Genomic DNA, 11,662 nt, shown 5'->3' with positions numbered 1-11,662 from the left:
CTCCGCCAACCCCGACCACGCCCGCTACGACCTCCACATCAACGACCTCGCCAACTGGATCGCCACCCGCGGCTACGCCACCACCCACTGACACCACGGCGATGCAAGCAAGGGCCCCCTGCTAACGCCTCGCGCATAGCAGGGGGCCCTTCCTAACGTCCACTCCGTGATCGACGGGTTGCACTCATAGCAAGACGGACGTACGGTTTTGTTGACAGCGCGTATTCGGCGGTAAGTGTTGCCTAACCACGGCGGCCCTCCGGCCGGTGCGACAGACTGCTCAGGACTACTCACGGTCGCTGGTGTGAAGGAGTACGACGTGGCGAGCCTCGACACCTTCGGTGCGAAGACCCAGCTACGCGTCGGAGACGCGAGCTACGAGATTTTCAAGATCAGCCAGGTGGAGGGCCACGAACGGCTCCCCTACAGCCTGAAGATCCTGCTGGAGAACCTGCTGCGGACCGAGGACGGCGCGAACATCACCGCCGACCACATCCGTCAGCTCGGTTCGTGGGACCCGACCGCGGACCCCAACGTCGAGATCCAGTTCACCCCGGCCCGGGTGCTGATGCAGGACTTCACCGGCGTACCGTGCGTGGTCGACCTGGCCACCATGCGTGAGGCCGTGCGGGACCTCGGCGGCGACCCCACCAAGGTGAACCCGCTCGCCCCCGCCGAGCTGGTCATCGACCACTCGGTCATCGCCGACCTGTTCGGCCGTGAGGACGCCTTCGAGCGCAACGTCGAGCTGGAGTACTCGCGCAACAAGGAGCGCTACCAGTTCCTGCGCTGGGGGCAGAGCGCGTTCAACGAGTTCAAGGTGGTGCCGCCCGGCACCGGCATCGTGCACCAGGTCAACATCGAGTACCTGGCCCGCACGATCATGGAGCGCGGTGGCCAGGCGTACCCGGACACCGTCGTCGGCACCGACTCGCACACCACCATGGTCAACGGCCTGGGCGTACTCGGCTGGGGCGTCGGCGGCATCGAGGCCGAGGCGGCCATGCTGGGCCAGCCGGTCAGCATGCTGATCCCCCGCGTGGTGGGCTTCAAGCTCTCCGGCGAGATGCCGGCCGGCACCACCGCCACCGACCTGGTGCTGACCATCACCGAGATGCTGCGCAAGCACGGCGTGGTCGGCAAGTTCGTCGAGTTCTACGGCCCCGGCGTGAGCGCCGTGCCGCTGGCCAACCGGGCCACCATCGGCAACATGTCCCCGGAGTACGGCTCCACCGTCGCGATCTTCCCGATCGACGCGGAGACCATCCGCTACCTGGAGCTGACCGGCCGGGACCCGCAGCAGGTCGCGCTGGTCGAGGCGTACGCCAAGGAGCAGGGCATCTGGCACGACCCGTCCGCCGAGCCGCACTACTCCGAGCAGCTGGAGCTGGACCTGGGCACCATCGAGCCCTCGCTCGCCGGACCCAAGCGTCCCCAGGACCGGGTGCCGCTGGGCAGCGCCAAGACGCTGTTCCGCGCCGCGCTCACCGACTACGTCGCGGCCGACGAGACCGGTGGCGACCCGGGCCGCCGCCCCGGCGTGCCGCAGCAGGACAAGCCCTTCGGCACGGCGGGCCCGGCGGACGAGGCCAGCGCCGAGTCCTTCCCGGCCAGCGACGCCCCGGCCAACGCGGTCAACGACCCGGCCGATGCCCCGCGTGACCTGGCGACCGCCGCGGTCGGCTCCGGCGGGCGGGCCAGTAACCCGATCCGGGTCACCGGCGCCGACGGCAACGAGTACGAGCTGGACCACGGCGCGGTCGTGATCGCCGCCATCACCTCCTGCACCAACACCTCCAACCCGCAGGTGATGATCGGTGCGGCGCTGCTCGCCCGCAACGCGGTGGACAAGGGCCTGAACCGCAAGCCGTGGGTGAAGACCACCCTCGCGCCGGGCTCGAAGGTCGTCATGGACTACTACGAGCGGGCCGGCCTCACGCCGTACCTGGAGAAGCTCGGCTTCCACCTGGTCGGCTACGGCTGCACCACCTGCATCGGCAACTCCGGTCCACTGCCGGAGGAGGTCTCCGCAGCGGTGAACGAGGCCGACCTGGCCGTGGTGTCGGTGCTCTCCGGCAACCGCAACTTCGAGGGCCGGATCAACCCCGACGTCAAGATGAACTACCTGGCGTCCCCGCCGCTGGTGGTGGCGTACGCCCTCGCCGGCACGATGGACATCGACCTGGCCAACGAGCCGATCGGCGAGGACAGCACGGGCCAGCCGGTCTACCTGCGCGACATCTGGCCGAGCAGCGCCGAGATCCAGGACGTCATCGCCTCGGCGATCGGTGCCGGCGGGTTCAGCTCCGCGTACGCCGACGTCTTCGCCGGTGACGAGCGCTGGCAGTCGCTGCCGACCCCGACCGGGGACACCTTCGCCTGGGACGGCGAGTCCACCTACGTGCGCAAGCCCCCGTACTTCGAGGGCATGGCGCCGCAGCCGCAGACGGTCTCCGACATCGGTCCGGCGCGGGTGCTGGCCAAGCTGGGTGACTCGGTGACCACCGACCACATCTCCCCGGCCGGCTCCATCAAGGCCGACTCCCCCGCCGGCGAGTACCTGGCCGGGCACGGCGTGCCGCGCCACGAGTTCAACTCGTACGGCTCGCGCCGGGGCAACCACGAGGTGATGATCCGGGGCACCTTCGCCAACATCCGGCTGCGTAACCAACTCGTCCCGGGGGTGGAGGGCGGCTTCACCGTCAACCACCTCACCGGCGAGCAGACCTCGATCTACGACGCCTCGGTGGCCTACCAGGAGGCCGGCATCCCGCTGGTCATCCTGGCCGGCAAGGAGTACGGCTCGGGCTCGTCCCGGGACTGGGCGGCCAAGGGCACCATGCTGCTGGGCGTCAAGGCGGTCATCGCCGAGTCGTACGAGCGGATCCACCGCTCGAACCTGATCGGCATGGGGGTGCTGCCGTTGCAGTTCCCGACCGGCGAGAGCGCCGAGTCGCTGGGGCTGAGCGGCACCGAGACGTTCACCATCACCGGTGTCACCGCGCTCAACGACGGCTCGACTCCGCGTACCGTGCGGGTCTCCACCGACAGCGGCGTGGAGTTCGACGCGGTGGTGCGGATCGACACCCCGGGTGAGGCGGACTACTACCGGCACGGCGGCATCCTGCAGTACGTGCTGCGGCGCATGATCGCCAGCTAGGCGACGAATGTCGAAGGGCTCCCTCCCCGTCGGGGAGGGAGCCCTTCGTTCGTCCGACCGAGGGCGCTGGGCCCGCCGTCACCCGACGGCGCGACCACGGGCCTCCCGGATCTTCATCGCGTGCTCCACCACGGTGATCAGCACCTCCTTGACCGACTCCCGGTTGCGGGCGTCGCAGAGCAGCACCGGCACCTCGGGATCGAGGTTCAGCGCGGCCTGCACCTCGTCGAGGCGGTACGAGCGCGACCCCTCGAAGCAGTTCACCGCGACCAGGAACGGCGTACCCCGCCCCTCGAAGTAGTCGATGGAGGGGAAGCAGTCGGCCAGCCGGCGGGTGTCCGCCAGCACCACCGCGCCGATGGCACCGAGCGCCAGTTCGTCCCAGACGAACCAGAACCGGTCCTGACCCGGTGTGCCGAACAGGTACAGCACCAGGTCCTCGCTGACCGTGATCCGGCCGAAGTCCATCGCCACCGTGGTGGTCTGCTTCGCCTCGACGCCGGAGAGGTCGTCGATGCCGACCCCCGTCTCGGTCAGGACCTCCTCGGTCCGCAGCGGGCGCGTCTCGCTGACCGCCCCGACCAGCGTGGTCTTGCCGACCCCGAAGCCGCCGGCGATCAGGATCTTGATCGCTGTGGGCAGGGCGACCGCTCCCGGCGGCCGCTCAGAGTGCCCGTAGTCCATTGATAACCGCCTCGAAAATGCTGTGATCGGGTATGCCGACGGTGGTGTGCGGCTCGCGAATCCGCACCAGGCTGCGCGCCACCAGATCGCCGAGCAGGACCCGCACGGTGCCCACCGGCAGGTCCAGGTGTGCCGCGATCTCGGCCACGGACTGAATCCGCTGACACAGGCCGACGATCGCCAGGTGTTCCGGGCCAAGCCCGATCTCCGGGGAGACGTCCGTGCGGGTCGCCGTCACCAGGGAGATCAGGTCGAACGTGCCGGTGACCGGACGGGCCCGGCCGCCGGTCACCGCGTACGGACGGACAACCGGACCGGCGTGGTCGTCCACCCACTGGTGGTCCGCGGACTCTCCCTGCACCGTCATCCGGGTTACTTCTCCCCGCCGGTCTGCTCGACGGACCGGGACGGCGACGCGACGTACTTGCCGACCCTGGTGACCAGCATCGCCATCTCGTAGGCGATCAGACCCACGTCGGCGTCCTCGGTGGCCAGCACCGCGAGACAGGCGTTGCGGCCGGCGGCTGTGACGAACAGGAAGGACGACTGCATCTCGATGATTGTCTGCTGGACCTGCCCGCCACCGAACCGCTTGCCCGCGCCGCGGGCCAGGCTCTGGATGCCGGCCGCCATCGCCGCCAGGTGCTCGCCGTCGTCGCGGCTGAGCCCCTGCGACGAGGCCATCAGCAGACCGTCGGCGGACAGCGCCACCGCATGTTCGGCCTGCTTGACCCGGCCGACGAGGTCGTCCAGCAACCACGTCAGGTCGGCACTCGAAGCCGTCTTCTGCGCCACTTCGTCGTCCTCTTCTCCCCGGCTCTTCGCCGTGCTCATCTGGGCCTGATCAGCGCTGACCTGGTATGACGGGCCAGCGACACGGATCAGGTCGCCTGTTGGTCGGCGCCGTCGGACCCGTCCTCGGCACGCCGGCCCCCATCGAGCAACCTAGCGGCGTCGGAGCGTCCGCGCCGGGTGCCCGTCTGGTACGAACTCATCATGCGGCGAACCTGTTCTGGTTCGCGGATCACGTCCTCGCCGGCGTCGGCCGCCCCGGGCTCGTCGCGCAGCGCCGGGGCGAGACTGGCCTGCCGTACCCGGACCGGCAGGCCCGACTCGGTACGCCCCAGGTCGGACTCGGCCGTCGTCGACGTACCCGGCTCGGGCGGGGTCGCCGCCGTCTCGGGCGGGCCCGCCGGCGTACCGGGCGCGACCGCGCCGTCGGCCGGCGGGTGTGGCGGCCGGGCCGGGCTCTCACCCGGTGCCGAGGTCACCGGCACCTCGATCGGGATGGTCGGTCCGTCCAGGGCGGACTGACCGGGCCGGCGGCGGGACCTGGTCGGCAGGCCCGTGCTCTCCTCGGCGGGCTCCGCCGAGGACGACGCGAGCGGTTCGGCTGCCCGGGTCTCCGTCCGGGGTGCGGTGGGTGCCGCCACCGCCACCGGTGCGGGTGACCGCTCGTCCGGGGTGGGGGCCGCGTCGGCGGGCAGTTCCGGGGTCTTGCTCCGGGTGGTCGACTGCGACACCGCCGGCTGTGCGCCGTCCACGATGATCAGGTCACCCGGGATCAGCACCACGGCGGTCGTCCCGCCGTACGGCGACTCCTTGAGGTGTACCCGCACCCCGTGCCGGTCGGTCAGCCGGCTCACCACGTAGAGGCCCAGCCGGGACGCGTCGGCGAGGTTGAGCTCGGAGCGGTCCACGATGCGGTGGTTGGCGGCGGCCAGGTCCTCCTCGGTCATGCCGAGTCCTCGGTCCTCGATCTCGAGGGCGAACCCGTTGCCGACCAGCTGCCCGCGCACCTCCACGGTGGTGTGCGGTGGCGAGAACGACAGCCCGTTCTCGATCAGCTCGGCGAGCAGGTGGATGACGTCACCGACGGCCCGCCCGGCCAGCGACACCCCGCTGATCGGAAGCACCTGGACGCGGGTGTAGTCCTCGACCTCACCGACCGCGCCACGGACCACGTCGACCATCGGCACGCTGCGGCGCCAGGCCCGGCCGGGCGTGGAACCGGAGAGCACGATCAGGTTCTCCGCGTTACGCCGCATCCGGGTGGCCAGGTGGTCGACGCGGAACAGGTCCTCCAGTTCCTCCGCGTCCTGCTCCCGGCGCTCCATCGAGTCCAGCAGGGTGAGCTGCCGGTGCACCAGGGCCTGGGTACGCCGGGCCAGGCTCAGGAAGACGTCGCGTACCGCGCGGCGCAGTTCCGCCTGCTCCACCGCGGTCCGGATGGCCGTCTCCTGCACCACGGTGAACGCCTTGCCCACCTGGCCGATCTCGTCGTCACCGAACTGCAGCGGCGGCGCCTCCTTGGCCACGTCCACCTGCTCGCCCCGGCCGAGCCGATCCACCACATCGGGCAGTCGTTCGTTGGCGAGCTGGAACGCGGCGTCCCGCAGGCGTTGCAGTTGCTGCACCAGGGCACGCGCGGTGGTGACCGAGACGATCACCGAGGCGATGACGGCGAGCAGGCCGAGACCGGCGGCGAGCACCAACCGGATGATGACGCCGACGGCCACAGGGGTGGCCCGTTCGACCACGTCGTCACCACCGGCCAGCACGACGTCGCCGATCTCGATCAGCGCCGGCCCGGTGGCGTCGGTCCACCCCTCGACGCTGAACGGCAGCCGCGTGTTGTTGCCGGCCAGCATCACCTGGTTCTCCAGGTCGGCCAGCCGGCGGAAGTTGGGCCCGGAGGACATCTGCTGGTAACGGGCCTGATCCGCCTGCGGCAGCCGGACGACCGCCTGCTCGGCGACGAAGTGGCGGGCACCGACGATCCGGGTGAACTCCGCGCGCTCGCTCACGGTGATCCGGCCGGCGGCCAGCACCCCGGCGAGCAGGGCGTCCTCCTGGGACAGCAGTTCCCGGGCCCGGTTGAGCTGAATGAGTTGGGTGGTGTCCTCGGCGACCTGGTCGTCGTCGAGATTGCCCAACTCGTCATAGACCTGATAGATCGACTCGATCACCCGGGTGAACGCACCGCCGGCCTCGCTGCGGCCGATGTTGCGGTCGTCCACGGCGGCCCGGGTGTCCGACAGCGCGGCGATCCTACGGTTCAGGTCACTGATCCGTTGCTGCAGAGCGTCGCTGCCGAGCAGGCCGACCTGCCAGTGCCCGGCCGACTCCTCGAACTCGGCGGCCAGTTCGTCGGTACGCTGACGCACCTGCACGAGTTCGCCGCGCCTGCGGTCCTCGGGCCGCCCGAGGTAGGCCAGCGAGGTCCGGCGTTCCAACTGCAACTGCAACAGCAGCGGCTCGGTGGGGTCGAACACCCGGACGTCGAGGGCCTGCACGCCGACGAGGTTGACACCCTCCCGGATGGTCACCCAGGCGGTGAAGCTCCAGAGTGCCACCAGCGAGGCCAACAGGGCCACGACCTTGGTACGCAGATTCGAACTGCGGGAACCCATTACACCGTCCCTGGCCCGGAGCGAGTTGATCGGTCAGTCAGGCGGGCGACACACGCACCGACCCCGGCGCACGCTAACAGCGTCACCGTTGCAACTCAAGCGCTCGTGATCATGCCCTGGTGGGGGGCCGCGGGGCCCTTACCGCCACGGCGTGCCGCGCCCTCGGTGAGCGCCAGACGCCGCGCCGCGAGGACCGCCGCGCGCACCACGAGGAGCGGCGTGTAGAGGTCCTTGTCATGCCATAGTGGAGGGTCGGTGGTGGCGCCGACCTGCAGGTGTGGCAGCGCCAGACCGGCCGCCGCCACCGCCTCGGGCCGCCGCCGACCGCCTGCGCCGAGCAGCACGTGCACCGCGTACGCCGTCTCCTCCGTGGTGGTCGACCATCGCCCCCAGCCCCCGTCGTCGCGCTGGGTGGCGAGCACCCACCCGACGGCCCGGTCGACGGCTTCCGCGGCGACCTCCGGCGGTGCGTGCCCGGCCAGCGCCAGGGCGGCGCAGGAGGTGGCGTAGTAGGGCGAGGCGTGCCAGCGGTCCGTCCAGTGACCGTCCGGCTGCTGCACCTCGCGCAACCAGCCACCGAGGGCCGCGACCCGGGCGCCGTACCGGTTCGCTCCCTCACGGGTGTGCCGGGCGTGCCAGCCCAGCGCCTCCAGCACGTGCGCGTTGGTGGTGACCGAGTCGCCGTCCTCCCCGCGCCAGGTGCAGAAGTGGCTGCCGAGGTCGTAGCGGAACAGACTCGCCGGGTCGACCGGCCGGCCCAGCCGGGCCAGGGCGTACAGGGTGGCCGAGGTGGTGTCCGCGTCGGCCGGTAGCCCCGGTCCGGTCGCCGCACCGTCCGGGCCGAGCGCGGCGACCAGTCCGGCCACCAGCGCGGGCGACGGTCGGACCGGCACGCCCGCCCGGATGAGCGTGCCGAGCGTCCAGGACCGTTCGAACACGGTGATCGGGGTGCAACACGGCACCGGGCCCTCGTACCGGGCCACCACCTCGTCCAGGTACGCCCGCGCGGCCCGGTCCGGCGTTCGCCGCTGGTTGAGCCATCGGGCCGTGGCGGCGGGCGAGGCGCCCACCGCACCGTCGACGGGACGTACCTCGTCCCGGGAGGCGGCGTTCGGTCCGAGCACCTCGTAGGCGTGCCAGAGCTTGCGCGGCATCGGACGGTCGGTGGCGAGCAGCGCGGAGACCGCGTCGAGGCGCCGCCGGTCCACCCGGGGCAGCGGATGGGTGGCGAGCAGTGTCGGGGTGTCCCGGTCGCGGAGCCGGGCCAGGTGCGTGTCGATGCGACCGGTCAACGCCGGCACGATCAGATCGGCCGCCGGGGTGTCCGGCAACGGCGCGCCGGCCCCCAGCCCCCGGGCCAGCGCGGTCAGCCCACGAGCGGCGGCGGCCTCCAGAGTGGACCGTGGCGGGCCGGTGAGGTCGGCCGGCTCGTCCCGGCCGAGGACGGTGACCATGGCCTCCACCGCGCTCGCCGTCGGCACCAGGCCGTACCCACCGGGCAGACCCCAGGCGCCGTCCGGTCCCTGCTCGCCCAGCAGGTACGTCAGTCGCCGGCCATGACCGCCGAGCCACGGCGCGTCGGCGACCAGGCGACCCGTCTCGTAGACCGAGGCGCTCACCCGCCCGGCCGGTTCCCGCTCAAGGTCCACGACCAGGTCGGCGGCGGCGTCGGCGACGGTCTGCGCCGTCTCGGGCAACGCGGTCACGCCGGCGGCCGTCACGGCGTACCCCAGAAGTCGGTGGACCGGTAGAAGCCGCTGCTGAAGCCGATCTGCCGGGACAGGTAGTCGGCCGCCACCGGGCAGTCGACGCGCAGCGCCGCGAGTTGGTCCCGGGCCTCGGCGACCAACTCGGCGATCCGCTTCTCCACCTCGGCGCGGGACACCAGCAGCAGTGCGTTGAGGTCCCCCCAACGCAGGTCGCGTTCGTAGCTGCCGAGGTCGTTGACCAGGCGCAGGATCCGCTGCACCTGGTCGCTCGCGGCGAGCAGCGCGTCCAGGTGCGCCAGGGTCGCCGGGTCGTCGGCGTGGATCCAGTGCACGACGTTGACCACGGTGCAGGCCAGGTTGGCGGCGTTGTCCAGGTACTCCGCGAACCCGGGCAGTGTGTCCGGCGTCTGCTTCCAGTCCCACTCCCGGGCCATCGCGGCGAGCACCTTGCGGGTCTCCTCCCGCCAGCGCTCGCGGTGCGTCGCGAAGGCCGGCACGGCGGCGAGTTCGTCGCGCAACTCGGCGAGGAAGGCACCGAGCTGGTCGCCCTCCTCCGGCGTACCGCCGTCGACAACCGCCAGGCAGCGGGCGGTCAGCCGGTCGATCTCGTCGCGCGAGTGGGCCTCGTGGTCGACGAGCCAGTCGATGGCGAAGCCCCACAGCACCGCCCGGTTGGTGACCCGGAGCCGGTCGAGGTCGCACCACGGCGCGCCGAAGGCGATCGCCATCGCCACGGTGCCGAACAGGGTGGCGTCGAAGGGCCGGGGCGGGAACAGTTCGGGGTACGCGGCGGCGACCGCCGCCAGGTCACGCTGGCCCTTCGCAGCGAGGGCACAGATCCGGCCCTGTTCTGCGGCGTCGGTCATCTGGTCCCCGGGGCCGCCCGGCGACACCTCGGTCCGGTAGCTCATGCCGCGACACCCTGTACGGGGCGCAGGACCACCTCGACCGGCTCCAGGGGACGCAACGCGGCGGCCACCTTGATGCCGGGTACGGCCGGCCGGCACAGCCGGAACCGGAACCGGCTCAGCAGGCTGGCCACGATCAGCATCGCCTCCAGATAGAACAGGTGCATGCCCAGGCACTGGTGGGGGCCACCACCGAACGGGAAGTGCGTGTACCGGTGCCGCTGCTGGGCCTGCTCCGGCCGGAACCGGTCCGGGTCGAAGACCTCGGGTCGCTCCCAGAACATCGACATGCGGTGGGTGATCAGCGGGCTGACCACCACAGTGGAACCGGCCGGGATCCGGACCCCACCGATGACGTCTTCCTCGACCGCGTTGCGGGGGAAGAGCCAGCCGATCGGATAGAGCCGGAGCAACTCGTCCAGCACCTGCCGGGTGTACCGCAGGTCGCGCAGGTGCTCCTGGCGTACCGGCTGGCCGCCGACCACCTCGTCGATCTCGGCGTAGAGCCGGGCAGCGATCTCGGGGTTGCGCTCGATGTGCGGCCACAGCCAGGTCAGCACACTGATCGTGGTCTCGGTGGTGGTGGCCACCATCGCCACCGTGTCGTTGCGGACCTGCTGCTCGTCGAGTCGGCCACCGCTCTCGGTGCGGCCCCGCCACAACGTGCTGATGATGTCGTCGGCGTCGTCGGCGGTCTCGTGGCGGGCGGCCCGCACGGTCGGCAACAGCAGGTCGTCGATGAGTTGCACGGCCCGACGGAACGTCCGGTCACCCGGCATGGGCGCGGCGAGCGGCGCCCAGGGCATCAGGATCCTCGGCATCACCGACCGGGCGATGTCGTCCTGTGCCTGCATGATCCGCATCGCATCGGGCACCGAGATCCGGTCGGCGAAGAAGACCCGCATGATCGCGGAGCAGACGATTCGGGCCTGTACGGTGCCCATGTTCACGGGTCGACCGGTGCGTGCCGGCTCCGCCAGTTCGTCGACAGCCTCCTCGATCGCCACGGCGAGACGGTCGACCATCGCGTCGATGCGACGGGCGGTGAACAGCGGCTGGAGGATCTGTCGGCTGTCGGCCCAGTACTCGCCGTCGCTGAGGATGCCCTCGCCGAAGAGGCGTTTCAGCGGGCGCCACTGCAGACCGTCGCCGGCGCGCACGTAGTTGTCGGACCGTTCGCGCAGGACCCGTTGCAGGTGCTCAGGATGGGTGACCAGGTACGGGCGCAGCGAACCGAGATTGAGCCGGACCACCTCACCTGCCGAGCGTTCGCCGAACTCGACGAGGGCGCTCGCCGGATCACGCAGCAGACTCGGTAACGTGTGCCGCAAGGGAATCGATGCCGGTCTCCGGGTTCGGGCGCAGTTCACGTCGTCGGCTCCCAGTTGCACGGGCCCCGGGGGTGAGGGGCGTTACTCTTCGAAATGCCACGATTGCGATGAGCATGACATTGCCGTAGCGCTCCTTACTAGTCACGCAACGAGAAATCTTCATGGCCGGCATTCCCGCCGTCCACAAAGAAGATCGCGGCCGGGCACGTCGTGGTCCGGCCCGACCACAGCCGGCCCGGTCCGCGACGGGTCGGCGTCCGAGGTCGACTGACGGCACATCGTCCCTGCCCACAAGGGGTTCTGCCGACCGGGCGAGGCAGCCGACAGACCTACCGGCCCACCCCACGCGTCGGCGGGCCGCCGGTCTGCCAGGTGATCTTTGTCATGACGGCCTGACCTCGTGAGAAAGCCGAGCGCGACCGTCCGGTGACCGGGCGACGCGTCGCCGGCGGGCGCG

Annotated in this window: 8 protein-coding genes; 1 reads left to right on the top strand and 7 read right to left on the bottom strand. The window is 71.0% G+C overall.

From position 1 onward, the window contains the following. Nucleotides 1-304: 304 nt before the first annotated feature. Nucleotides 305-3,160 (top strand): aconitate hydratase, encoded by a 2,856-nt coding sequence (locus ABZ738_RS26640; RefSeq protein WP_357217474.1) that lies wholly within the window; start codon nucleotides 305-307, stop codon nucleotides 3,158-3,160. 78 nt (nucleotides 3,161-3,238) lie between these two features. Here ABZ738_RS26640 and ABZ738_RS26635 read toward each other — a convergent pair whose 3' ends face one another. From ABZ738_RS26635 to ABZ738_RS26605, 7 genes are all read right to left on the bottom strand, one after another. Then, complete coding sequence (locus tag ABZ738_RS26635; protein ID WP_131054128.1) at nucleotides 3,239-3,844, bottom strand: ATP/GTP-binding protein; 606 nt, start codon at nucleotides 3,842-3,844, stop codon at nucleotides 3,239-3,241. After that, nucleotides 3,825-4,211, bottom strand: a complete 387-nt coding sequence (locus ABZ738_RS26630) for a DUF742 domain-containing protein (protein ID WP_131054129.1) — start codon at nucleotides 4,209-4,211, stop codon at nucleotides 3,825-3,827. Before ABZ738_RS26630 ends, ABZ738_RS26635 begins: the two co-directional genes overlap by 20 nt. A gap of 5 nt (nucleotides 4,212-4,216) precedes the next feature. Further along, the gene (locus ABZ738_RS26625) at nucleotides 4,217-4,678 is read right to left on the bottom strand and encodes a roadblock/LC7 domain-containing protein (RefSeq protein WP_201272410.1); all 462 of its coding nucleotides are present in this window, start codon (nucleotides 4,676-4,678) and stop codon (nucleotides 4,217-4,219) included. A gap of 47 nt (nucleotides 4,679-4,725) precedes the next feature. Next, the gene (locus ABZ738_RS26620) at nucleotides 4,726-7,257 is read right to left on the bottom strand and encodes a nitrate- and nitrite sensing domain-containing protein (RefSeq protein ID WP_357217468.1); all 2,532 of its coding nucleotides are present in this window, start codon (nucleotides 7,255-7,257) and stop codon (nucleotides 4,726-4,728) included. A gap of 95 nt (nucleotides 7,258-7,352) precedes the next feature. Beyond that, nucleotides 7,353-8,978 (bottom strand): prenyltransferase/squalene oxidase repeat-containing protein, encoded by a 1,626-nt coding sequence (locus ABZ738_RS26615; protein WP_357217465.1) that lies wholly within the window; start codon nucleotides 8,976-8,978, stop codon nucleotides 7,353-7,355. After that, the gene (locus ABZ738_RS26610) at nucleotides 8,975-9,877 is read right to left on the bottom strand and encodes a terpene synthase family protein (RefSeq protein WP_357217462.1); all 903 of its coding nucleotides are present in this window, start codon (nucleotides 9,875-9,877) and stop codon (nucleotides 8,975-8,977) included. The genes ABZ738_RS26615 and ABZ738_RS26610 overlap by 4 nt, the downstream gene beginning before the upstream one ends. Then, nucleotides 9,874-11,211, bottom strand: coding sequence for a cytochrome P450 (locus tag ABZ738_RS26605; RefSeq protein ID WP_131054883.1), 1,338 nt, complete (start codon nucleotides 11,209-11,211; stop codon nucleotides 9,874-9,876). The genes ABZ738_RS26610 and ABZ738_RS26605 overlap by 4 nt, the downstream gene beginning before the upstream one ends. Nucleotides 11,212-11,662: the final 451 nt, after the last annotated feature.

Source organism: Micromonospora sp. NPDC047793 (assembly GCF_040642635.1).
Lineage (GTDB): Bacteria > Actinomycetota > Actinomycetes > Mycobacteriales > Micromonosporaceae > Micromonospora.
This window is presented reverse-complemented; position numbering and strand designations above follow the sequence as displayed.

Coding starts and splice junctions, on each gene's coding strand:
- ABZ738_RS26635 (WP_131054128.1), bottom strand. CDS start 3,844: ATGGACTACGGGCACTCTGAGCGGCCGCCGGGAGCGGTCGCCCTGCCC.
- ABZ738_RS26630 (WP_131054129.1), bottom strand. CDS start 4,211: ATGACGGTGCAGGGAGAGTCCGCGGACCACCAGTGGGTGGACGACCAC.
- ABZ738_RS26625 (WP_201272410.1), bottom strand. CDS start 4,678: ATGAGCACGGCGAAGAGCCGGGGAGAAGAGGACGACGAAGTGGCGCAG.
- ABZ738_RS26620 (WP_357217468.1), bottom strand. CDS start 7,257: ATGGGTTCCCGCAGTTCGAATCTGCGTACCAAGGTCGTGGCCCTGTTG.
- ABZ738_RS26610 (WP_357217462.1), bottom strand. CDS start 9,877: ATGAGCTACCGGACCGAGGTGTCGCCGGGCGGCCCCGGGGACCAGATG.